Consider the following 25,547-nt stretch of genomic DNA (forward strand, 5'->3'; position numbering starts at 1 on the left):
CTAGGAGAAACATAATGAATGGAACAACACATAAGTGTGGGGGAGTAGCGCTAGCAACTCTTACAGTGGTAGCACTAGGGGGATTTAAAAATATATCAATAGAACAGGGAGTAATGTTAGTTACAGGAGCATCTTTTGGAGCATTACTACCAGATATAGATCATAAAGGTAGTGAAGTAGGCAAAAAACTAAAGCCAATATCTAAATTTGTAGCAAAGCATACAGAACATAGAGGATTTACACATACCTTAGTAGCAGCACTTATAGTAGCTATACTTTCCCTTGGCGGTATATATATACTTAAAAATTTCTACACTAAAGACCTAACATCAAGAGTGGTACTAGGAATAATTAGTGGATTTTTAATATGGATAGCACTAGATACAGCACTAAACTCAATGAGGCCTAAATTTGTACATAACAAAAAAATCAAAAAGTTATTAGATTTAGAATATCCATCTCTAATAGTGTTAATAGCTTTATGTACAATATTTTCTACTATGGTTTATAATAGTTTAGACATATTTGCTTGGGGAGTTACTGTTGGATATATTAGTCATCTTCTTTTAGATATGCTAAACCCAACAGGTGTACCAATACTTTACCCATACAGTAAGCATAGAATAAGTGTGGCAAATATAAAAACTGGCAAACATGAAGGATTTGTCAGTGCAATTTGTAATATTATAACAATATTTTGTTTAATTATATTGTTTACTTAAAGTTTAATATAATATATAGATTGTTATTTATAAAAGGTCTATGCCTAATTTATGGGGATAGACCTTTTATCTCGTATTAAAGAATATAATGTATGATATAATACAAAATAGTAAAAGGTAGTTAGGGGTGAATTCGTGATACTAGATAAAATAAATTCAAATGCAAGAAAAATAACTAATATAACTAGATGGAGTAGAGGACAAGAATACTATGAAATAGGAAATGTATACAACCTAAATATATTTATAGACGGTAAATATATATGCATACATTCAGTAGTAGAAGGATCTAAGGCATATATAGACTATAAAAATGAATTAGCTTTAAATCTAGAAAACTTAGCCCTTGAAGATACCTCTTGCACATGTGATGATTATATTAAAAATAAAAAAACTAATAGTCATCCATATATGTGTAAACACTTAGTAGCGACATTTTTAGAAGCTATTTATGATATAAAACAATCAAAAGAAGAGTTTCCACTTGAAACTTTACATGAAAATATAAAAAATACAGAAACAATAGATATAATAGAAAAGAAAAGTCCACAAGATATGATACTTGAAAGTATAGAGACTGAAGAAAAAATAAAGCTAGATGTATTAATAGATAAACCTACAAAACAACAATATGCAAAAGTTGAGTTTAAGATAGGGAAAAATAAGATGTATGTTTTAAAAAGCCTAAGTGATTTTACAGAAGCTAGAAAATTTGGAAGTAGCATAACTTATGGAAAAGACTTTAAATATGAACCTAAAAAACATATTTTTTCATCACAAGATGAGGCAATAGCTTCATATATAGATGAAATGGTAACTATAAATGAACAATTTAAAGTAGTACAAAAAGATAAAGATCAAATAGAATTAGTAGAAGGAAAAATTTTAAATATAATTGGAGATTCTTTAAAAAGATTTTTAACTACTTTAGGAAATAAAAGAATTAAGATAAAAATAGATGACACAATATATGAACCTAATATACTTTATAAAGACTTACCAATATCTTTTAATATAGAAGATAAAAATGATAAATTAGTTATAAGTAGCGATGAAAATATGCCAATTCCTTTAAATGAAAAGGCAGATGTATTTTTTTACAATAAAGATATATACCTACCTTCAATAAATCAATATAGTTCATATAAACACTTTTATAAGTATTTAAAAGAAGATAATAGTATAAAATTTGATAAATCAAAAGCTCAAGAAGTTATAACTAAAGTAATACCAAAATTAGAACAAGCTAGTTTAAATGTATCAATTGATGAAAATATAAGTAAAAAGATAAGAAAAGACTTAAATACTAAGATTTATTTAGATAGAAAAAAGGATTTAATAATTCTTGATTTAAAATTTATATATGGTAATGAAAAAGAAAATAAAGATTACTATATAATAAGAGATGTTAACAAGGAAAATCATATAAAAGAAGTTTTAAATAATCTAAAATTTGAAGAAGAAACTGATAATAAGTTTGTATTTGTAGGAAGTGAACTTGATTTATATATATTATTAAGTGATAAAATAAGAGAACTAAAAGAAATAGGTGAAGTTTATTATTCTGATAAGTTTAAATATAATATATTAAATCCAAATATAAATGCAAGTATAAATGAAAATAAAGATAGAAAGTACTTAGAAATTAACTTTAATATTGAAAATATCGATGAAAAAGAGTACAAAAAAATATTAAAAGCCTTCAAGGAAAAGAAGAGATTTTACAAGCTTAAAAATGATACTATAATAGATTTAAAAGATGAAAAAGCACAAGAATTTTTTAAACTATTAGATACATTAGTTGGTGATTTAACTAAAGATATAAGCAGTAGTAAGTTAAAGATAAATAATAACAAAGCAATATATTTAAATGAACTTTTAAAAAATGATGAATTAGAATTTATAAGTGGAAAAGAGTATTTAAAATCAATATCAGATAAAATAAATACTATTGATAGTATAGATATTAAAGTACCTAAAAATTTAAATGCAACATTAAGAGACTATCAAATAGATGGGTATAAGTGGCTTAACACTTTAAATCATTATGAGTTTGGTGGTATACTTGCCGATGAAATGGGACTTGGTAAAACTATACAGACAATATCTTTTTTACTTTCAAAGGAAAATAAAAAAAGCCTAATAATAACTCCAACTTCCTTAGTGCATAACTGGAAGGATGAGATAGAAAACTTTGCTCCAAGTATGAAAGTACTAATTATGCATGGAGATAAAAATCAAAGAATTAAATTATTTAATGAAATTAATGAAGTAGATGTAGTACTTACTACATATTCAACTCTTAGAAATGATTTTGAGTATTATGAAAAAATGTATTTTGATTATTTAGTAATAGATGAAGCTCAAAATATAAAAAATCCATTTGCTAAAAATACAGAATGTGTTAAAAATATAAATGCAGGAGTTAAATTTGCTTTAACTGGAACACCTATTGAAAATAATTTAATAGAACTTTGGTCTATATTTGATTTTTTAATGCCAGGATATTTATTTAATAGAAGGTCTTTTGAAGAAAAATTTATAAAAGGTGATGATAAAAATATAGATGAACTTAAGAAAATGATAAATCCATTTATCTTAAGAAGACTTAAAAAAGATGTTTTAGAAGAGTTGCCAGATAAAATTGAGAAAAAGTTCTTCGTTGAAATGAACAAATCTCAGAAAAAAGCATATACAGCACTTGTAAATGACATAAACAAAAAAAGGGAAAATGAAGAGTTTAAACAAGATAAAATAACTATATTTTCATATTTAACAAAGCTTAGACAGCTTTGCTTAGACCCATCTATACTAATAGAAGATTATAGTGGTGGAAGTTCTAAAATTGATGTTTGTTTAGAATTAATAAAAGAAAATATAAATGAAGGGCATAAAATATTACTATTTTCTCAGTTTACATCAGTACTTAAAAATCTAGGAGATAGATTAGATAAAGAAAATATAAATTATTCTTATTTAGATGGTTCAACTAGTGCAAATAAGAGAATAAGTCTTGTTAATGAATTTAATGAAACTGATAAGGATAAGGTATTTTTAATATCACTAAAAGCAGGAGGAACAGGTCTTAACTTAACAAGTGCAGATATTGTTATACATTTTGACCCTTGGTGGAATCCAGCTATTGAAGACCAAGCAACTGATAGAGCTCATAGATTTGGTCAAAAAAATGTTGTAGAAGTAATAAAGCTTATAGCTAAAGGGACTATTGAGGAAAAGATTATAAGGCTTCAAGATGATAAAAAAGATTTAATTGAAAATATCATAAGTGGTGATATGAATAACTCTTCACTACTATCTAGTTTATGTAAAGAAGATATTAATGAGCTATTTAGTTTATAGATTAAACATTAAAGGAGGAACGAATCGCTCCTCCTTATTTAGTATGCTTAGTACTAAGGTATTGAAAAAGTTTGCACATAACAATATAATAAAGACATAAAAAGAGTCTATAAAATGTAAAAAGGATGTGTCACATTGAACAATACATTATCATTAGAAAAAATAATAAACTTAGAGTCATTCCAAAAAATACAAGATGACATAGCACAAGCAACAGGAATAGCTATAATAATGGTTAATTACGAGGGAAAGGCAATAACAAACCACAGTAATTGTACTAAATTTTGTTCTATGATTAGAAAAATAGATAGATATTCAGCCATTTGTGAAAAATGTGATTCAAGAGGTGGATTAGAATCTGTAAGAATGAAAAATTCATACATATATATATGCCATAAGGGTTTAGTAGACTTTGCTGCACCAATAATAGTTAAAGATCAATACTTAGGGGCTGTTATGGCTGGGCAAGTTCTAGTTGAAGATATTGAAAATATTGAATTAGAAGAAATTGTACGAGTAAACAAAGATTTTGATAATTTAGGTGAAGATTTAAAAAAAGAGCTAGAAAAAGAATATAAAAACTTACCTGTCGTTAGTATTAAAAAGATAAAAGCCATAGCACAAATGATGTTTCATATTAGCAACTACATAGTAGAAGAAGCAATTCTTAAGATGTCATTAAATGAAGCTAACTATAAATTAAAAGAAGAAAATAATAAAAATCAATTAGAAGAATTGAATGTAAAAATAGAAGAAGAAAATATAGATAAAAGTGTTAATTTAAAGATTAACGAAAAAGATGAATTTGAGTCACCTATAATACAGGCTATTGAATATATTGATAATAATATAAATGAAAATATAACTTTAGAGAAGATATCTTTTGTTTGCAATTTAAGCCAATGTTACTTTAGTAAGTTGTTTAAAAAAGAAACGGGATTAAATTTCATAAACTATTTAAACTCTAGAAAAATAGCTAAAGCAAAAGAATTATTAGTAAGTACAGATGAGCCAATTAATAATATAGCAATAAATCTTGGATTTGAAGATTGTGGTTATTTTATAAGAGTATTTAAAAAGTCAGAAAAAATTACACCAAAAAAATATAGAGATTTACATATTAAAAATAGTTCTATTTAAATATAGGACTATTTTTTTATTTAAGAATATATAAAAGACAAAATAATCTTATTTAAACAAATATAAATTGATAAAAAAATCACATATGAAGGCAAAATATTGTAATGGAATAAATATAAAAATAAGTTAAAATTATAACAAGTAAAGCGAGAAAACGATTTAACTAAGGGAGATGAGAACATGAAGTCAAAAAGATTTGAAGCTTTAGCTAAGCGTCCAGTAAATCAAGATGGTCTTATTGGAGAGTGGGAAGATGAAGGATTAATAGCAATGAATAGCAAAAATGATCCAAAGCCTTCGATAAAGATAGAAAACGGTAAAGTAGTTGAATTAGATAACAAAAAAAGAGAAGATTTTGATATGATAGATAGATTTATAGCAGATTACTCTATAAATTTAGAAAAAGCAGAAGAATACATGAATTTAGATTCAGTTGAAATAGCTAGAAAATTAGTAGATATAAATGTTCCAAGAGAGGAAATAGTTGATATAAGTACATCTATAACACCTGCTAAAATTGTTGAAGTTGTATCTCATATGAATGTTGTTGAGATGATGATGGCACTTCAAAAGACTAGAGCAAGAAAAACTCCATCAAATCAATGCCATGTAACTAACCTAAAAGATAATCCAGTTCAAATAGCAGCAGATGCAGCAGAAGCAGCAAAAAGAGGATTCTCAGAACAAGAAACTACTGTTGCAATAGTTAGATATGCACCATTTAATGCATTAGCTATACTTGTAGGTTCTCAAGTTGGTCGTGGAGGGATATTAACTCAATGTTCTGTTGAAGAAGCTACAGAACTTGATTTAGGAATGAGAGGTCTTACAAGTTATGCTGAAACAGTTTCAGTATATGGAACAGAGTCAGTATTTACAGATGGAGATGATACACCTTGGTCAAAAGCATTTTTAGCATCTGCTTATGCTTCAAGAGGATTAAAAATGAGATATACATCAGGTACAGGATCAGAAGCACTAATGGGATATGCAGAAGGTAAATCAATGCTTTATTTAGAAGCAAGATGTATATATATAACTAAAGGCGCTGGAGTTCAAGGTCTTCAAAATGGAGCTGTTAGTTGTATAGGTATGACAGGAGCTGTTCCATCAGGAATAAGAGCTGTACTTGCAGAAAATCTAATTGCATCTATGCTAGATATAGAAGTAGCATCTGCAAATGATCAAACATTCTCACATTCTGATATAAGAAGAACTGCTAGAACTTTAATGCAAATGCTTCCAGGAACAGACTTTATATTCTCAGGATATAGTGCAGTTCCAAATTATGATAATATGTTCGCTGGATCAAACTTCGATGCAGAAGATTTTGATGATTATAATATACTTCAAAGAGATTTAATGGTAGATGGTGGACTTAGACCAGTAAGTGAAGACGAAATAATAGCTATTAGAAATAAAGCAGCAAAGGCTATACAAGCAGTATTTAAAGAATTAGGATTCCCTGATATAACTGATGAAGAAGTAGAAGCTGCAACTTATGCACATGGAAGTAAAGATATGCCAGAAAGAAATATAGTTGAAGATTTAAAAGCAGCAGAAGAAATGTTAAAAAATAAAATAACTGGACTTGATATAGTTAAAGCATTAAGTAAACATGGATTTGATGATGTTGCAAATAATGTATTAAACATGCTTAAGCAAAGAGTTACAGGAGATTATTTACAAACATCAGCTATATTAAATGAAAACTTTGATGTTATAAGTGCTGTTAATGACATTAATGATTATAAAGGGCCTGGAACAGGATATAGATTAAGTGAAGAAAGATGGAATGAAATAAAAGATATACCTAATGTAATAAAACCAGAAGATATAGATTAAGGAGTTGATATATATGGATAAGTTTATAATGCCAACTCTTCAAATAGAAGAAATGGGAGAAGCTAGTGTTGGAACAAGATCAGATGAAGTAGTTATAGGGATAGGACCTGCATTTTTAAAATATCAAACTAAAACTATAGTTAATATAAAACATGATGAAGTATTAAGAGAACTTATAGCAGGTATAGAAGAAGAAGGATTAAATGCTCGTGTTGTTAGAATACTAAGAACCTCTGATGTTTCATTTATGGCAAATGATGCTGCTAAATTAAGCGGTTCAGGAATTGGTATAGGTATTCAATCAAAGGGAACAACAGTTATACATCAAAAGGATTTACTTCCATTAAACAATGTAGAACTTTTTCCACAAGCACCTCTTTTAGATTTAGATACTTTTAGAGCAATAGGAAAAAATGCAGCAAAATATGCAAAGGGAGAATCACCAAATCCAGTACCAACTAAAAATGATCAAATGGCTAGACCTAAGTTTATGGCAATAGCTGCATTACTTCATATAAAGGAAACAAAACATATTATAGAAAATAAAAAACCAAATGAGATAAAAGTTAAATTCTAATTATAGAAAGGAGAAATTTCATGCAAAAAAATAGAATAACACCTAAGGATTATCCTTTAGCAACGAAGATACCAAATCTTATAAAGACTCCAACAGGTAAAAAACTAGAAGATATAACATTAGAAAGTGTTATGTCACAAGATATAAAGCCTGAAGATATAAGAATATCTAAAGAAACTTTAGAGATGCAAGCTCAAATAGCTGAAGGAATGAATAGAAATGCAATAGCAAGAAATTTCAGAAGAGCAGGTGAACTTATTAGTGTTCCTGATGAAAGAATATTAGAAATGTATAATGCATTAAGACCTTTTAGATCGACAAAAGAAGAATTACTTGAAATAGCTAATGAGCTTGAAAACATTTACAATGCTAAAGTAAATGCAGATTTTATAAGAGAAGCGGCAGAGGTTTATGAAGTTAGAAAAAAACTAAGAGTAGAATAATAAATAAAAGGATGTAAGCAAAATGAAAATAATAGCAGGTGTAGACATTGGAAATGCTACTACCGAAGTAGCAATTGCAAAAGTTTATGATGATAAAGTAGATTTTATTTCTAGCAGTATAGTCCCAACTAGTGGAATAAAAGGAACAAAAGAGAATATAAAGGGTGTAATTTCATCTTTAAATATTGCTCTTAATAATGCAAAGCTAAAAATGGAAGATTTAGATTTAGTTAAAATAAATGAAGCAGCTCCAGTTATAGGAGATGTGGCTATGGAAACTATAACTGAAACTATAATAACTGAATCAACTATGATAGGGCATAATCCATCTACACCTGGTGGAGAAGGCCTAGGTATAGGTAAAACCATAGATATAAGAGATTTAGAAAAATTAGAAAATATAGATTTAAAAGAAAGCTATATTCCTCTTGTATTAGAAGATATAAATTTTTTAGAAGCATCATATAGAATAAATTTTGCAGTTGAAAGAGGAATAAATATAACTGGTGCAATTGTTCAAAGAGATGATGCAGTATTAATAAATAATAGATTAAATAAAAAAATACCAATAGTAGATGAAGTAACTTTACTTGAAAAAGTACCTCTAGACATGTTATGTGCAGTTGAAGTTGCTATTAAGGGAAAGATTATAGATAAGTTATCAAATCCTTATGGGATAGCGACTGTGTTTAATTTAACTTCTGAAGAAACTAAGATGATTGTTCCTATATCTAGAGCACTTATAGGAAATAGATCTGCAGTAGTTATAAAAACTCCTAAAGGAGATGTTAAGGAGAAAAAAATTCCTGCTGGTAAGATAATTATCGAAGGAGAAAGAAGAAAAGAAATAGTTGATGTTGGACAAGGTGCTAAGAAGATAATGGATGGAGTTAATTTAAGTTTACCAGTTTGTGATATAAAAGGTGAAGCTGGGACCAATGCAGGTGGAATGATTGAAAGAGTAAGACAGGTAATGAGTAGCCTTACAAACCAAAACATATGTGATATTAAAATACAAGACTTATTAGCTGTAGACACATTCATACCACAAAAAGTAAAGGGTGGTCTTGCAAAAGAATTTTCAATGGAAAATGCTGTAGGAATAGCAGTTATGGTTAAAGCAGATAAACTTCAAATGCAAATGATAGCAGATGAACTTGAAGAAAAGTTAAAGATAAAAGTTGAAGTTGGTGGAGTAGAAGCTGACGTTGCTATAAAAGGAGCATTAACAACTCCAGGTACTAGCGTACCTCTTGCAATACTTGATATGGGAGCAGGTTCAACAGATGCTTCTATAATAAATAGTAAAGGTGAAGTTAAATCAATACATTTAGCAGGTGCAGGAAATATGGTAACTATGCTTATAAAATCAGAGCTTGGCCTTGAAGATTTTTCAACAGCTGAAGATATAAAGAAGTATTCTTTAGCAAAGGTAGAATCACTATTTAATATAAGACATGAAGATGGAAGTGTAGAATTTTTTGAAAAACCATTAGACCCATCAGTATTTGCAAAAGTTGTAATTATAAAAGACAATGAACTGATTCCTATAGATGGTCAAAATTCAGTTGAAAAAATAAAGAATATACGAAGATTAGCTAAAGAAAAAGTGTTTGTTACTAACTGTCTAAGAGCACTTAGCATAGTATCTCCTACAGGCAATATTAGAGATATTGAATTTGTAGTATTAGTTGGAGGATCATCTTTAGATTTTGAAGTACCACAACTTATAACTGATGCACTATCTCATTATGGGGTTGTAGCAGGTAGAGGAAATATAAGAGGAATAGAAGGTCCAAGAAATGCAGTAGCAACAGGGCTTATATTAGCATCTAAATAAGGAGTAAGCTATGATTATAAAGAGTTATGATTTAGATATACCTAGTATATATGTATATCACTCAGCTGATACAGATATAGATGAATTTAAAGAAGTTTTGTGGGGAATAGAAGAAGAAGAAATTCCGTATATAGTAAAACAAATGGAATTTGATGACTGTGAAACTTTAAGTTATGAAGCATCTTTAAAATCTAGGTTATCTATAGGCATTGGTATAAATAAAGAAAAGATAATTTTAACCACTAATAAATTAAAAAAAGATAAACCATTATTTTGCATAGATTTTAACCAAGAGTTAAAAGTATTTAGAAACTTAGGAGCTAACGGAGCAAGATTAGTTAAAGGAATTGAACTTAAAAAAATATAAAGAGGTGAAGTTACTTTGAAAAAATTAAATGAGTACAAAGAATTAAGCTTAGAAATAGTTAAAGAAATGGCTAAAGCAGCAGAAAAAAAAGCTTTAGAAATAAATGTACCTGTAGTATTTTCAGCAGTTGATAAAGGTGCAAACCTTATGTTAATGCATAGAATGGAAGATGCTTTTATAACAAGTATAGAAATATCAATAAACAAAGCATTTACAGCTGCTTGTTTAAAACAAGGAACTCATGAGATAAGTGAAGTTGTTCAACCAGGAGAATCTTTATATGGACTTCAACTTACAAACAATGCTAGGATAGTTCCTTTTGGTGGAGGTCTACCAATTGTAGTAGATGGACAAGTTGTAGGAGCTGTAGGCGTAAGTGGAGGATCAGTAGAAGAAGATAGATTAATAGCACAAGCTGCGGTTGATGCTTTTCATATGTAGCATCTTTCAATGACTCAGAATTAATGGGTGGAAAATCAGCATATTAATATAATTATCCCCTTTCAGAAATGAAGGGGGAATTTAATGGGGGAAATATTATGGATTTAAGATTTTTTGCAGAATTAGTAGGAACAATGATATTAGTATTACTAGGAGACGGAGTTGTAGCTAATGTAATACTTAAAAAAACAAAAGGTGTAAATGGTGGAATAATATCTATAACAGCTGGTTGGGCATTTGCAGTTACGATACCAGTATTTATGTTTGGCAATTTAAGTGGAGCTCATTTTAATCCAGCAGTAACATTAGCTCTTGCATTTATTGGAAAGTTTCCATGGGTAGATGTTCCCATGTATTTAATAGCACAATTTATAGGAGCATTTATAGGTGCTTCACTAGTACTAATTTCTTATTATGACCATTTTAAATTAACTGAAGATAAAAGTATTAAATTAGGGGTATTTTGTACAGCCCCAGAAGTTAGAAACTTAAAGTCAAACTTTGTAATTGAATTTATAGGAACTTTTATATTAATGTTTGCAATATTAGGTATAGGAGAATATCCATTAGCTGATGGGATAAGTCCAATTGCAGTAGGTATAATAGTATGGGGTATAGGTTTAAGTTTAGGAGGACCTACTGGATATGCTATAAATCCAGCTAGAGATTTAGGGCCAAGACTTGCACATTTTATACTACCAGTTCCAAGTAAAGGAGATTCTGATTGGAAATATGCTCCAATACCAGTTATAGCGCCTGTATGTGGAGCTATAGTTTCAGCATTTATTTACAGTATAATATTTTAATGTTAAATATAGAGGATATATTAAAACAAATGTTGTATTAGCAATAAAAATAAATTAAATAATGATTAATATAAACTTACAAATAATATTAATTTAAATAAAAAGCCATGTATAAATATATTTATACATGGCTTTTTATTTGAAAATAACAGTGGTACCACTACCGCTTAAAACTTATATATATGTGGTACTTTAAATAAAACTAATTTAATCATATAATCTTAATATAAACAAGAAAAGAAATAATTGACATATATAGGAGATGAATAAAATGATGAAAGTTGGAGTTATAATGGGTGGTGTATCTTCAGAAAGAGAAATATCACTAAAATCAGGAAGAGGAATACTAGGTAGTATAGATAAAAATAAATATGAAGTAGTAGAAGTAATACTAGATTCAAAACAAGATATATTTGAAAAAGCAAAAGGATTAGATTTTGCACTACTTGCACTACATGGAGAATTTGGAGAAGACGGAACAGTTCAAGCAATACTTGAAGCAATGGATATACCATACTCAGGATGTGGACCTTTAACTAGTGGTTTATGTATGGACAAAAATATGAGTAAAAAAATATTAAAAGAAGGAAACATACCAACAGCTCCTTGGACTACTGTAAAGGATTTAGATAAAATAGATTATGAAAAAATAGAAGAAATTGGATATCCTTTATTTATAAAGCCAAATAGTGGAGGTTCTAGTGTAGCTACATTTTTAATAAAAGATAAAAGTGAAATATATGACGCAGTTAAAGAAGTATTAAAATATGATAAAGAAGCTATGATAGAAAAATATATAAAAGGTGAAGAATACACTTCATTTATATTAAACGGAGAAGTATTCCCTACAATATCTATAAAAACAGAAAATGAATTCTTTGACTATGAAGCTAAATATTCACAAGATGGAAAAGGTGCTAAGGAAGAAGTAGTGTACCTAGATAAAGATTTACAAGAAAAAGTAAATGAAGTTTCTAAAAAATGTTGGGATGCTTTTAACTGTAGAGTTTATGTAAGAGTTGATGTTATAATAAGTGAAGGAGTACCTTACGTTTTAGAACTTAACACATTACCAGGAATGACAGCTACTAGTTTAATACCTCAAAGTGCAAAAGCTAGAGGTATAGAGTATAGTGAGTTAATAGATAAGATAATAGAATATTCACTAGCTTAAAAGTAATTAATAAAACTTTATAAATTCTAAAACTATAAGGAGGAACGAATCGTTCCTCCTATATTTATTGTCTAAATAAAACTAAATAAGGAGAGTATTAAATGATAGAAATTTTAATAAATAGTCTTGAAAATCTATTTGCAGTTTTAGGCATTTTTATAGTTTTTGGCCTTATATTTAATGTAATTCAAGTTATAAATGAAAGACTTATAGTATCTACCTTTGGGTTTAAAGGATTAGTAGTTACTGGATATATAGGAACAGTAGTGCATGAACTAAGTCATATGATAATGGCAAAGATATTTAATCATAAAATAGTTAAATTTAAGCTATTTAGACCTAATAAAGCACTTTCAGATGGAGTATTTGGATACGTCAAGCACTCTTATAAATCAAATAGTTTGTATCAAAGAGTAGGAGATTTTTTTATAGGAATAGCACCTATGATATTTGGGACAGCTTTAATATGGTTAATAATGATGGTTTTAACTCCTAATACTTATAATGATCTTATAAACAATATAAATGTTATAGAGTATTTAAATAGCTTAAATAATATAGATATAAACAGTATAATAAATATTTTATTAATACAAACAAAAGTAATAATAGATAGTATGTTTCTAACTAAAAATATTTTTAGTATTAGTCATATAATAATGCTTATATTAGTTTACTCTATTTCAACTCATATGACTCTAAGTAAAAAAGACATACAAGGAAGTTTAAATGGATTAGGAGTATGTTATATTATATCTATTATATTGACTATAATTAGTATAATATTTAAAGAAAAAAGTATATTTTTATATGGTTTAATTACAAAATTTAACATATACACAATATCTTTTTTAATGATTGGATTAATATTTTCACTCATTACATTAGTTATAACTTTTATCCTAAATAGGATTTTAAATAATTAATAAAAATACTTATTAATATAGAGGTGATATAGTACTTGATATTTTCAAATATAGATTTTAATGATGAAGAACCAATATATATACAAATAAAAAATAACATAAAAGACATGATATCAAAAGGTATGCTCACTAAAGGAAGTAAATTACCTTCTACTAGAGAACTTAGTGAAATACTAAATGTAAGTAGAAACTCAGTTATATCTGCCTTTGAAGATTTAAAAGATGAAGGTGTCATACACTCACAAAAAGGCAAAGGAACTTTTGTAAGTATATCTAATGTATCTAAGGAAAATACTTGGAATATAAATTGGGATGAAAAATATAATAATTATGCAAAATTATGCGAAGATCTTGATATAGTAAAAAGTGAAATACCATGGGAAAAAAATTTAATATCTTTTAAAAGTATATCTCCTCAAGGAGAATTATTTGATATTGACGAAATAAAAAAATCATTTTTAAATAGAATATCTCTTGAAGGTCATAAGCTACTTAACTATGGCTATGCAAAAGGATATCAACCACTTATTAACTATTTACTTTCATATATGGAGGATAAGGGAGTTGATACTTCTAACAAAGACATACTAATAACTAATGGATTTACTGAAGGGCTTGATATAATACTATCTTCATTTACTAAAAAAGGAGATACTATTATATGTGAAAATCCTACTCATAATACTGCTATAAAACTTTTTAAGGTTTATGATTTAAATATATTAGGAATTGATATGACTGATAATGGAATGGATTTAGAAATTTTAGAAAAAGAGCTTAAAAATAATGATGTTAAGCTTTCCTTTATAGTTCCATCATATCACAATCCAACAGGTGTAGTTATGAGACACAAAGAAAGGTATGAATTATATAATATAATGAAAAAGTACAATGTACCTATAATAGAAGATGGCTTTAATGAGGAACTACTTCATACAGGGTCTCATATATGTCCAATTGCAGCCCTTGATGGTGCATCTAATGGAGTATTGTACATAGGAAGCTTTTCAAAGGTACTTTTTCCTGGTATGAGAATAGGTTGGATATTAGCAGATAAGAGTATTATAAATAAATTAGAAAGTGTTAAAAGATGTAAAAATATTCATGTATCTTTTTTAGACCAAGCTATTTTATATGATTATTTAAATAATGGCTCTTTTGAAAAATATATGAAAAAGATTAGAAAGTTTTATAAGGAAAAATATGAATTTGCATTAGAGTGTGTAAAAAAATATATACATACAGACTATATTATGGGCGAAGGTGGACTTCATATATTTTTAAAGTTAGATAATATAAATAGCAGGGAATTATTAGCTAGGTGCTATGAAAAAGGTGTTATATTTATGTGTGGAGATGTATTTTATACAGATAATAGTGGATATGATACATTAAGACTTGGATTTTCAAGGCTTGATTTTGATGATATTGAAAAAGGAATTAAGATAATTGGTTCTGTTATAGATGATATTAGGTAATAAAAAAGTGAAATTAAAAAATAAGATATATAAATTATAATTTTAATAAGAGGAACAAATCGATCCTCTTATTTTTTACTTTAAAAAAATATTAGATTAACAAATAAGTTCTTATAAAATATCATCATTTATTGCAGCTTTATAAATAAGTAGAATAGCTTATACTTGGTATGGAAAAAATAAAAAAGCAGAGTGATTTTTTAACATGTAATATAAAGGAGTATATAAGATAATGTCAATTAAAGAACAAGTCCCTCACGATAAAGGTATTGATCATACTATAGCTATGTCTCAAGAAGCATATCTATTTATAAAAAATAGAGTTGATAAATATCAGTCAGATATATTTGAGACACATTTGCTAGGAGAAAAAGCAATTTGTATAGTTGGAGAAGAAGCGGCAAAGATTTTTTACGATTCAGAGTTATTTAAGCGAAATGGTGCTGCTCCAAAACGTGTACAAAAAACATTGTTTGGTGTAGGTGGTGTACAGTCTATGGATGGAGAATCACATAGGCATCGTAAAAATCTTTTCATGTCATTGACTAACTCACATCATCAAAATCAACTTTCAAAACTTCTAATGGATAAATTGCAATCATCAATTAGTAAATGGGAAGGTAATAAGGAGATTGTACTTTTTGATGAGGCAAAGTATATTTTATGTTGGACAGCGTGTAATTGGGCTGGGGTTCCTCTCTTAGAATCTGAGGTAAAAGATAGAGCAGAGGATTTTAGTGCAATGGTTGATGCCCTTGGAGCGATAGGACCACGATATTGGAAAGGTAAAATAGCTAGATCTAGATCAGAAGAGTGGATAGGGAAAGTCATAGAAGATGTTCGTTTAGGTAAGCTTAAGGTTAAAGAAAGCTCAGCCCTTTATGCTATGGCTTTTCATAGAGAGCTAGATGGTAGTCAACTGGATACTAAAATTGCTGCGGTAGAACTTATCAACATACTACGTCCAATTGTTGCTATCTCAACATTTATTACATTTTCAGCTTTAGCTTTATATGAACACCCAGAGTGTAAAGAAAAGCTTTTGTCTGGTAACAGTAAAGATTTTGAAATGTTTGTGCAAGAAGTTAGACGCTATTACCCATTTGGACCATTTCTAGGGGCAAGAGTAAAAAAGGATTTTATTTGGAATAAATATGAATTTAAAAAAGACATGCTTGTTATTCTTGATATTTATGGTACCAATCATGATTCAAGAATATGGGAGAAGCCTTTTGAATTTATACCAGAGCGTTTTAAAGAACGTAATGAAAGCTTATTTGACTTTATTCCTCAGGGTGGAGGGAATTCTGCAAAAGGCCATCGCTGTCCAGGAGAAGGAATTACCATTGAAATAATGAAAGCTAGTATTGATTTTCTTATTAATAAGATTGATTTTGAAGTACCTGATCAGGATTTAAGTTATAGCCTAGAAAGGATACCTACGTTGCCTAAAAGTGGATTTGTAATGAGAAATATTAAACGAAAAATTTAGTTTTTTTAATGTTTGATTATAATAGAATAAAATTAAAATAACTAAACTTTTTAAATTCTAAAATTATAAGGAGGAACGAATTGTTCCTCCTTATTTTAAAATTAATCATAATTACAAATTATAAAAAGTGAAAATAGTCATATTTTAAGAAAGTATATTACTAGAAATAATATACCCTAAAAAATTACAATTAACATATATTCATAAAAAGGGGCGATTTAAGTGGTAAATAGAATTGTATTAAATGAAACTTCATATCATGGATCTGGAGCAATAAAAGAAATAGTAACAGAGGTAAAAAGAAGAAACCTAAAAAAAGCATTTTTATGCTCTGACCCAGATTTAATAAAATTTAATGTAACAACAAAAGTAACTAAAATATTAGATGAAGAAAATCTTGATTATGAAATATATTCTAACATAAAGCCAAATCCAACTATTGAAAATGTACAAAGTGGTGTTAAAGCATATAAAGAGTCAAATGCAGATTACATAATAGCTATAGGTGGAGGTTCATCTATAGATACAGCAAAAGCAATAGGTATAATAGCTAACAATCCAGAATTTGAAGATGTTAGAAGCTTAGAAGGTGTAGCTGATACTAAAAACAAATGTGTACCAATAATAGCAGTACCAACAACAGCAGGAACAGCAGCAGAAGTTACTATAAACTATGTTATTACAGATGTTGAAAAAAATAGAAAGTTTGTATGTGTAGACACTAATGATATACCAGTTGTTGCAGTAGTAGATCCTGATATGATGGAAAGTATGCCAAAAGGTTTAACAGCAGCTACTGGAATGGATGCTTTAACTCATGCAATAGAAGGATTTATAACAGGTGGAGCTTGGGAAATGAGTGATATGTTCCACATAAAAGCTATAGAGTTAATATCAAAACATTTAAGAGGTGCAGTAGAAAATACTAAAGAAGGTAGAGAAGGTATGGCATTAGGTCAATATATAGCTGGAATGGGATTTTCTAATGTAGGACTAGGTATAGTTCATTCAATGGCTCATCCTTTAGGTGCATTATATGATACACCACATGGAATAGCTAATGCAATTATACTGCCAACAGTTATGGAGTATAATGCTTGTGTAACAGGAGATAAATATAAATACATAGCAGCTGCTATGGGTGTAGAAAATGTTGAAAATATGAGTGTTGATGAGTATAGAAAAGCTGCAATAGATGCAGTTAAAAAACTTTCAAGTGATATAGGTATACCTTCTAACTTAAAAGATATAGTTAAAAAAGAAGATATTAAGTTTTTAGCAGAGTCTGCATATAATGATGCATGTAGACCTGGAAACCCAAGAGAAACAAGTATAGAGGATATTACTAAATTATATGAATCGTTGGTTTTATGCTAAGAGTTAATGTAAATAATAAATTAAGCATACAATAGTTTTTAGAAAGAGCTCTGTAATGTAGATAAAAAATCTGCTATATAGGGTTCTTTTTGTATAAATATTTTATACTAATTTTAAGATATATTTTTAAAATTCAAACTTTTTGATACGTATTATGATTACAATGTAATTAGAAAATAAAATATGTAATTAAGATAGTGAGATAAGGAGGATAATATCTTGAAAAAAATTATATCATTATTATTAACTTTAACAATGATATTTTCAGTAGGATGTTCATCATCTAGTGAGGTAAACAATGAAATAATCAGGGATAATAAAACGATAACAAAAAAATTTAACAATATAAATATGACAATAGACCCAAGAATTGAACTTTTATCAGTAATTATGTACTTAAGTCCAACCTATGATTATAAAACAACTAGTATAATCCCTGAAGACATAATTTACAAACAAGAAGTAGAAAAATACTTTGGAGAATATAAGTATCACGAAGTAGTAAAATTGTTTGAATCTATGTCAAAAAATGGGTTTAGCTATGATGCACCTCCAACAAGCATGCTTTATTTAACCAATCCATCAAACTTAAAAATAAGAGAAGATATTGATAAAAGTGATTATGTATATACACAATGTGTTCAAAGGGCTGGAGGAGAAGAGAAATTTTTAGAATTTATAGATGAGTTAAATAATTTTGTTAAGGAAAGTAATTTTTATGACTTTTATAATGATCATATGGATTATTATGAAAAAATAATAAATACTACAATAAAAAGCTTAAGTGATGTTGATTATATAAGTCAAGTAGAAGACTATTATGGAACTAAACAAAATAGTTATAATATAATACTTAATGGAATGCTTTATGCCAATAATTACGGACCAAGAATTAAAGATAAAGATGGAAAATATGATATATACTTTATACAGGGAAGCAATGGTGTAAAGGATGATTTACCTATATTTGGAGAGGACTTTATGTTTAGGTATTTGATAAGACATGAATTTGGTCATTCATTTATAAATAATTTGACAACTAAAAATATAAAAGAAGTAAATAAATACGAAAGTTTATTTGAGCCTATAAAAGGTAAGATGAAAGCTAAGGCATATAGTAATTGGGAAACATGTTTAAATGAGCATTTAGTTAGAGCTTGTGTAATTAGAATGACAGATATACATAATGGAAAAGAAGATGCTAATAGGTCTATAAAAATGGAAAAAGAAGCTGGATTTATTTATATAGATGAACTGATAAATCTATTAGAAAAAGAGTATGAGACAAATAGAGGTAAATATTCTACATTTGAAGATTTTTACCCAGAAATATTAAACTTGTTAGATGATTTAGCTAATAATAAGACATTATCTATTAATGGTGGCTTACATGAAAAATAGGAGTAAATTAATAATAGCTATCCTAATAGTATGTATTTTAGTAGTTATAGGCTGCAATAAAAATACTAATAAAGAATATATTGAATCTAATGAATTAAATAAAGAAGTAGTAGTTGATGAAGAAAATGATATACCATATATAAAATCTGAAAGCGGTGAGATTGACTATATAAATATAGACAATAGCGTAATTAATGAGAGGTATGAAGAAGTAAATAAAGAAGAACTCCAGTATAAAGTGGTAAGTTATAATAATAAAAATGCGTCCCAAGAAGGGCAAATAACAAAAGTAGAATCAGCAGAACCAATAGCTAATAAAAATTATTCTAATATATTATTAGGATATACATATGCTTCAGAAGTTAATCCAACAAGTGTAACATATGAAGAAGCGATGGATTTAATTAATAAAGTTCTTCCAGATGATATAGTTAAGGAAAAAGAAGTAGAGGATACTAATTTTAATAAAAAATATATATTCTATAGCTCAGAAAAAGGAAATTTTGTTGTAGGATTATGTTATGGATATGAGTCTAATGAAAATAATGAAGAAGAATTAAGAAAAGACATTATTGTTGGAATAGATTATCTTAAAGAAATTAATTAATATAATAAATAGCATGTGTTCAATAAACATATGATTTAGTGAGCACATGCTAGACTTTAAGTTCTGATCTAATTAAATCCACAATTGCTATATATTATTAATCAAGGAATATATGAGGGAGATACTATGAATCATAAGGGAACAAAAAGAATAGATACAAAAAATTTAATTTTGAGAAAGTTTGAATTGTCAGATGCAGAGGCTATGTATAGAAATTGGGCAAATGATTCTGAAGTTACAAAGTTTCTTACTTGGAAACCGCATGATAACATTGAAGTATCAAAAAATATCCTAAAAAATTGGATAGATGAATATAAAAATAAAAATTTTTATCAATGGGCTATTATATTAAAATCTAATGGAAATGAACCTATTGGATCTATAAGTGTTGTACGTCAAGATGAAGAAATAGGTATGGTGCATGTTGGTTATTGCATAGGAAGAAAGTGGTGGAATCAAGGAGTTACTTCAGAAGCACTAAGTGCTTTAATTAAATATTTTATATATGAAGTTAAGGTAAATCGTATCGAATCAAGACATGACCCTCTTAATCCAAACTCAGGAAAAGTAATGACAAAATGTAAAATGAAATATGAAGGTACAATGAGACAAGCAGATATAAACAATCAAGGAATCTGTGATTATTCTATGTATGCTTTACTTACTAAAGATTATATTGATGATTAATAAAACTTAAAGGAGCAAATGCTCCTTTTTATTTAATATTAAAAAAATTTAAAATTAAACTGCACTATATATAGAAGACTTTAAGTATTGTTTAGGTGTAACTCCTTTATGCTTTTTAAAAGTCTTAATAAAGTAACTAACATCATTAAATCCACAATTTAGTCCAATTTCAGTTATAGAATAATCTGTAGTTAAAAGTTGTTCACAAGCACTTTCTATACGATAATAATTTAAATATTCAATAGGTGTTTTATTAGTCATCTCAGAGAAAAATCTACAAAAATACTTTGGAGTCATACCACAAGCCTTTGATAAATCCTCGAGAGTAAGTGGGCTTGAATATTCACTTTCTATTAAAGTTAACACTTTTTTAAAATTAAGAATCCTTTCTTGGGTTCTTTTTGTATTTGTATTTTTATTTGAATATAATTTATTATTTAATATAATTCCTATTAAATAATATAAAGAACCTTGAGTAATAAATTCATATCCTACTTCTTTTAACTTCATAGACTTAAATAAGTTATTACAGCATAACTTTAAATCATTAATATCATTAGACAGTATAGGTCCAACTATCTTTTTGTGATCTATAATATCTTGTATTTGCTTAGTACAAGTGTGATTTTGCTTTGTTAATGAATTTATATCAAATACTATACATTCATAAATACAATCTTTTGGAATACCTCCATGAAGCATTCCATCATGAATAAATATTATATCATTTTCTTTAGCTAAAATTTTTTCATCTCCAAGAGTTAGTAAAAATTCCCCTTTTAAAATCCTTATTATTTCGTATTCAGTATGCCAGTGATAAGGCATATTATATCTTGGATGATTTGGAGTCACATGATAAAACTCAATTGGAAAATCAAATGTACCGTGTTTTTTATCTTCTTTAAAATCAAAGTATTTCATAAAATCTCCCCTTCATTTGATTTAATACAAAAAGTGAATATTATTATATTTTCTGACTATTATAACACAAGAAAACGTTTTTTAAAATATCTATAATTAAATTAGAAAGATAATAAATAGAAAAAATTACTAAAAATAAAAATAAAAAAATTATAAATAAAATTGGGGAGGTAATTATAATGGCTAAAAGTAGATTGATAGGAAGATATCCAGTAATAGGAATAAGACCTACAATAGATGGAAGAAAAGGAATATTAGACGTACGTGGTTCACTGGAAGAGCAAACAATGAATATGGCAAAATCAGCAGCTAAATTATTTGAAGAAAACTTAAAATACTCAAATGGAGAACCTGTAAAGGTTGTTATAGCAGATACTACAATAGGTAGAGTTCCAGAATCAGCAGCATGTGCTGACAAATTTAAAAGAGAAGGAGTAGATATAACTCTTACAGTAACTCCATGTTGGTGTTATGGCTCAGAAACAATGGATATGGATCCAATGACTATAAAAGGAGTATGGGGATTTAATGGAACTGAAAGACCAGGAGCTGTTTATTTAGCATCAGTACTAGCTACTCATGCACAGAAAGGTCTTCCTGCATTTGGTATATACGGACATGATGTTCAAGATGCAGACGAAACAGAAATACCTGAAGATGTTAAAGAAAAGTTATTAAGATTTGGAAAGGCAGCAGTAGCAGCAGCTTCTATGAGAGGAAAATCTTATTTACAAATAGGTTCAATATGTATGGGGATAGGTGGTTCTATAATAGACCCAGCATTTATAGAAGAATACTTAGGAATGAGAGTAGAGTCAGTTGATGAAACAGAAGTAATAAGAAGAATGAGTGAAGAAATATATGATAAAGCAGAATTTGAAAGAGCTTTAAAATGGACTAAAGAAAAATGTATAGAAGGATTTGATAAAAACCCTGAAAATGTTCAAAAAACTAGAGAAGAAAAAGATGCAGATTGGGAATTCGTTGTTAAGATGATGTGTATAATAAAAGACTTAATGAACGGAAATGAAAACTTACCAGATGGTTGTGAAGAAGAAAGATTAGGACACAATGCAATAGCTGCAGGTTTCCAAGGTCAAAGACAATGGACAGATTTTTATCCAAACTGTGATTTCCCAGAAGCATTACTTAACACTTCATTTGACTGGGACGGTGCTAGAGAACCTTATATATTAGCTACTGAAAATGATGTATTAAACGGTATAAGTATGTTATTTGGAAAATTATTAACTAATACACCTCAAATTTTCTCAGATGTTCGTACTTACTGGAGTCCTGAAGCAGTTAAAAAGGCTACTGGATATGAATTAGAAGGTGTAGCTAAAGAAGCTGATGGATTTATACATTTAATAAACTCAGGAGCATCTTGCCTAGATGCTTGTGGTCAAGCAAAAGATGAAAATGGAAATAAAGTAATAAAAGCTTGGTATGATATAACAGAAGAAGATCAAGAAGCAATATTAAAATCAACTACTTGGAATGCTGCTGATAATGGATATTTCAGAGGTGGAGGATATTCTTCAAGATTCTTAACAGAAGCTGAAATGCCTGTAACTATGATGCGTTTAAATTTAGTTAAAGGGCTTGGACCAGTTCTTCAATTAGTGGAAGGATATACTGTAAATCTTCCAAGTGAAGTATCAGATAAGTTATGGAAGAGAACTGATTATACTTGGCCTTGTACTTGGTTTGCACCAAGACTTACAGGAAAAGGTGCATTTAAATCAGCATATGACGTAATGAATAACTGGGGTGCTAATCATGGTGCTATAAGTTATGGACACATAGGTGCAGATATAATCACTTTATGTTCAATACTTAGAATACCAGTAAGTATGCATAACGTAGACGAAGAAAAAATATTTAGACCAGCAGCTTGGAATGCATTTGGAATGGATAAAGAAGGCCAAGATTATAGAGCTTGCAAAACTTATGGACCAATGTACAAATAAAATTAAAAGGTGATATCATGGAAACTAAAAATAATAAAAAACAAGTATTAGCCTTTGACTTTGGTGCATCAAGTGGGAGAGCAATGCTTGGAATATACGATAAAGGTAAAATAGAAATTAAAGAAATCCATAGATTTTCAAATGACCCTGTAATAGTAGGGGGAACAATGTATTGGGATGTACTTAGATTGTTCTTTGAAATAAAGCAAAGTTTAATAAAATCAAAAGCCTTTGGAAAAATTGATAGCATAGGTATAGATACATGGGGTGTTGATTTTGCACTACTTGACGAACATGGCACATTACTTGAAAATCCTATCCATTATAGAGATGGTAGAACATGTGGGATGGTAGAAAAAAGCTTTGAAAATATACCTAAAGAAGAATTTTATGATATAACAGGAAATCAATTCATGGAGATAAACACAGCATTTCAATTATTATCATTAAAAGAAAAAAGATCACATCTGCTTAAAAGAGCAGATGTGATGCTCCTAATGCCTGACTTTTTCAACTATCTCCTAACAGGAAAAAAGGTTACAGAAAGCTCTATAGCATCAACAACTCAATTATTTGATGCAAAAAATAGGACTTGGTCAGAAAAATTAATCGATTCTTTAGGATTACCTAAAAAATTATTCACAGATATAGTACCTAGTGGAACGATAATAGGAAAGATAACTGAGGATATAAGTGAAGAATTAAAAATAGATATGTGTGATGTTATTGCAATTTGTGGACACGATACTCAAAGTGCTTTAGTATCAGTTCCATCTTTTGATGATGATTTTGTATTTTTAAGTTGTGGAACTTGGTCACTTCTTGGAACAGAGATTGATGAACCAATAATAAATGAAAAATCAAGTTATTATAATATAACAAATGAAGGAGCTTATGGTAATAAGGCGTCTTTTCTTAAAAATATAATAGGACTATGGTTAATACAAGAAAGTAAAAGACAATGGGAAAGAGAAGGAAAAGTCTATAATTTTAGTGAATTAGAAGAAATGGCAAAAAAATCTAAACCATTTAAATGCTTAATAGATCCAGATGATCCAATATTTGTACCAGCAGGAAATATCCCAGAAAGAATTAAAGATTATTGTAAAAAAACTAATCAAGAAGTACCTCAAACTGAAGGCGAAATAGTTAGATGTATAAATGAGAGTTTAGCATTAAAATATCGTCACTCTTTAGAGGAAATTAAAAAATGTACTAATAAAGAATATAAAACAATGTATATGGTAGGCGGAGGTATACAAAGTAAGTTACTTTGCCAAATGACTGCAAATGCGTGTAATATAAGCGTATCTGCAGGACCTGTAGAAGCTACTGTACTTGGAAATATATTAGTTCAATTAATGGCAACTAATGAAATAAAAGACTTAAAAGAAGCTAGAAATATAATAAAAAATTCTCAAGAAATAGATTATTATAATCCAATAAACTTAAGTTTATGGGAAGAAAAATATGAAGAGTTTAAAGAAATAATTAAGCCTAAGGAGATTGTAAAATGTTAAAAAATATACCACCAATATTGTCTCCAGAACTATTAAAAGTATTATGTGAAATGGGGCATAGTGATCAAATAGTAATAAGTGATGGAAATTTTCCAGCAGAAAGTATGGGAAAAGATTCTATAGTAATAAGATGTGATGGACATAATGTTCCTGAGCTATTAGATGCAATACTTAAAGTATTTCCACTAGACACATATGTAGATCATCCTGTTAATTTAATGGAAGTAATGGCAGGTGATAATGTTAAAACTCCTATATGGGATACTTATAAAGAAATAATTAAAAAGCATGATAGTCGCGGAGAAGATGTAGTAGGAACTATAGAAAGATTTAAATTTTATGATGAAGCAAAAAAAGCTTATGCAATAATAGCCACAGGAGAAAAAGCATTATATGCAAATATTATATTACAAAAAGGCGTAGTAGTAGAATAACACAAAATATGGGAGG

General features: G+C 28.3%; 22 protein-coding genes. 21 read left to right on the plus strand and 1 reads right to left on the minus strand.

What is annotated here, in order from left to right:
* Window positions 1–14 precede the first annotated feature (14 nt).
* From I4U89_RS03045 to I4U89_RS03130, 18 genes are all read left to right on the plus strand, one after another.
* Window positions 15–722, plus strand: coding sequence for a metal-dependent hydrolase (locus I4U89_RS03045; RefSeq protein ID WP_195938202.1), 708 nt, complete (start codon window positions 15–17; stop codon window positions 720–722).
* 135 nt (window positions 723–857) lie between these two features.
* Window positions 858–4,082: an SNF2 helicase associated domain-containing protein gene (locus tag I4U89_RS15785; protein ID WP_195938205.1), complete on the plus strand. Its 3,225-nt coding sequence runs from the start codon at window positions 858–860 to the stop codon at window positions 4,080–4,082.
* A 135-nt stretch (window positions 4,083–4,217) separates the two neighbouring features.
* Complete coding sequence (locus I4U89_RS03055) at window positions 4,218–5,222, plus strand: PocR ligand-binding domain-containing protein (protein WP_195938207.1); 1,005 nt, start codon at window positions 4,218–4,220, stop codon at window positions 5,220–5,222.
* Window positions 5,223–5,402: 180 nt separating this feature from the next.
* A complete protein-coding gene (locus tag I4U89_RS03060; protein ID WP_195938209.1) occupies window positions 5,403–7,067 on the plus strand; it encodes a propanediol/glycerol family dehydratase large subunit in 1,665 nt (554 codons plus the stop codon).
* Window positions 7,068–7,080: 13 nt separating this feature from the next.
* A complete protein-coding gene (locus I4U89_RS03065; RefSeq protein WP_195938211.1) occupies window positions 7,081–7,644 on the plus strand; it encodes a propanediol/glycerol family dehydratase medium subunit in 564 nt (187 codons plus the stop codon).
* Between the two features lie 20 nt (window positions 7,645–7,664).
* Window positions 7,665–8,087 carry a diol dehydratase small subunit gene (locus tag I4U89_RS03070; protein ID WP_195938213.1) on the plus strand — a complete coding sequence of 141 codons (423 nt, stop codon included), beginning with the start codon at window positions 7,665–7,667 and terminating at the stop codon, window positions 8,085–8,087.
* Between the two features lie 22 nt (window positions 8,088–8,109).
* Window positions 8,110–9,927: a diol dehydratase reactivase subunit alpha gene (locus I4U89_RS03075; protein ID WP_195938215.1), complete on the plus strand. Its 1,818-nt coding sequence runs from the start codon at window positions 8,110–8,112 to the stop codon at window positions 9,925–9,927.
* Window positions 9,928–9,937: 10 nt separating this feature from the next.
* Complete coding sequence (locus I4U89_RS03080) at window positions 9,938–10,294, plus strand: glycerol dehydratase reactivase beta/small subunit family protein (RefSeq protein ID WP_207744108.1); 357 nt, start codon at window positions 9,938–9,940, stop codon at window positions 10,292–10,294.
* A 15-nt stretch (window positions 10,295–10,309) separates the two neighbouring features.
* Entirely contained in the window at window positions 10,310–10,735 is a 426-nt protein-coding gene (locus tag I4U89_RS03085; protein ID WP_195938217.1) for a GlcG/HbpS family heme-binding protein, read from the plus strand.
* Between the two features lie 98 nt (window positions 10,736–10,833).
* Complete coding sequence (locus tag I4U89_RS03090; RefSeq protein ID WP_195938219.1) at window positions 10,834–11,541, plus strand: MIP/aquaporin family protein; 708 nt, start codon at window positions 10,834–10,836, stop codon at window positions 11,539–11,541.
* 274 nt (window positions 11,542–11,815) lie between these two features.
* On the plus strand, window positions 11,816–12,715 hold the full coding sequence (locus I4U89_RS03095) for a D-alanine--D-alanine ligase (protein WP_195939209.1): 900 nt from the start codon (window positions 11,816–11,818) through the stop codon (window positions 12,713–12,715).
* Between the two features lie 101 nt (window positions 12,716–12,816).
* The gene (locus tag I4U89_RS03100) at window positions 12,817–13,641 is read left to right on the plus strand and encodes a hypothetical protein (RefSeq protein WP_195938221.1); all 825 of its coding nucleotides are present in this window, start codon (window positions 12,817–12,819) and stop codon (window positions 13,639–13,641) included.
* A gap of 35 nt (window positions 13,642–13,676) precedes the next feature.
* Window positions 13,677–15,119 (plus strand): MocR-like pyridoxine biosynthesis transcription factor PdxR, encoded by a 1,443-nt coding sequence (gene pdxR, locus I4U89_RS03105; RefSeq protein ID WP_195938223.1) that lies wholly within the window; start codon window positions 13,677–13,679, stop codon window positions 15,117–15,119.
* A gap of 232 nt (window positions 15,120–15,351) precedes the next feature.
* A complete protein-coding gene (locus I4U89_RS03110; RefSeq protein ID WP_207744109.1) occupies window positions 15,352–16,611 on the plus strand; it encodes a cytochrome P450 in 1,260 nt (419 codons plus the stop codon).
* Window positions 16,612–16,833: 222 nt separating this feature from the next.
* Window positions 16,834–17,988, plus strand: a complete 1,155-nt coding sequence (fucO, locus tag I4U89_RS03115; protein WP_195938225.1) for a lactaldehyde reductase — start codon at window positions 16,834–16,836, stop codon at window positions 17,986–17,988.
* A gap of 219 nt (window positions 17,989–18,207) precedes the next feature.
* On the plus strand, window positions 18,208–19,389 hold the full coding sequence (locus I4U89_RS03120) for a DUF4932 domain-containing protein (RefSeq protein ID WP_195938227.1): 1,182 nt from the start codon (window positions 18,208–18,210) through the stop codon (window positions 19,387–19,389).
* A complete protein-coding gene (locus I4U89_RS03125) occupies window positions 19,379–19,996 on the plus strand; it encodes a hypothetical protein (protein WP_195938229.1) in 618 nt (205 codons plus the stop codon). The genes I4U89_RS03120 and I4U89_RS03125 overlap by 11 nt, the downstream gene beginning before the upstream one ends.
* 126 nt (window positions 19,997–20,122) lie before the next feature.
* Window positions 20,123–20,683 carry a GNAT family N-acetyltransferase gene (locus tag I4U89_RS03130; RefSeq protein ID WP_195938231.1) on the plus strand — a complete coding sequence of 187 codons (561 nt, stop codon included), beginning with the start codon at window positions 20,123–20,125 and terminating at the stop codon, window positions 20,681–20,683.
* Window positions 20,684–20,737: 54 nt separating this feature from the next.
* Here I4U89_RS03130 and I4U89_RS03135 read toward each other — a convergent pair whose 3' ends face one another.
* Window positions 20,738–21,604 carry an AraC family transcriptional regulator gene (locus tag I4U89_RS03135; RefSeq protein ID WP_195938233.1) on the minus strand — a complete coding sequence of 289 codons (867 nt, stop codon included), beginning with the start codon at window positions 21,602–21,604 and terminating at the stop codon, window positions 20,738–20,740.
* A 179-nt stretch (window positions 21,605–21,783) separates the two neighbouring features.
* On the opposite strand from I4U89_RS03135, the gene I4U89_RS03140 reads away from it, so the two are divergent.
* Genes I4U89_RS03140 through I4U89_RS03150 form a run of 3 tightly spaced genes read left to right on the plus strand, consistent with a single transcriptional unit; the run spans window position 21,784 to window position 25,531 of the window.
* Window positions 21,784–23,577: an L-fucose isomerase gene (locus I4U89_RS03140; protein WP_195938235.1), complete on the plus strand. Its 1,794-nt coding sequence runs from the start codon at window positions 21,784–21,786 to the stop codon at window positions 23,575–23,577.
* 17 nt (window positions 23,578–23,594) lie between these two features.
* The gene (locus I4U89_RS03145; protein ID WP_195938237.1) at window positions 23,595–25,097 is read left to right on the plus strand and encodes a rhamnulokinase; all 1,503 of its coding nucleotides are present in this window, start codon (window positions 23,595–23,597) and stop codon (window positions 25,095–25,097) included.
* Window positions 25,091–25,531 carry an RbsD/FucU family protein gene (locus tag I4U89_RS03150; RefSeq protein ID WP_195938239.1) on the plus strand — a complete coding sequence of 147 codons (441 nt, stop codon included), beginning with the start codon at window positions 25,091–25,093 and terminating at the stop codon, window positions 25,529–25,531. Before I4U89_RS03145 ends, I4U89_RS03150 begins: the two co-directional genes overlap by 7 nt.
* Window positions 25,532–25,547 lie beyond the last annotated feature (16 nt).

Origin of the sequence: Romboutsia sp. 1001713B170131_170501_G6, assembly GCF_015668195.1 — a bacterium.
In the GTDB taxonomy this organism is placed as follows: domain Bacteria; phylum Bacillota; class Clostridia; order Peptostreptococcales; family Peptostreptococcaceae; genus Romboutsia_C.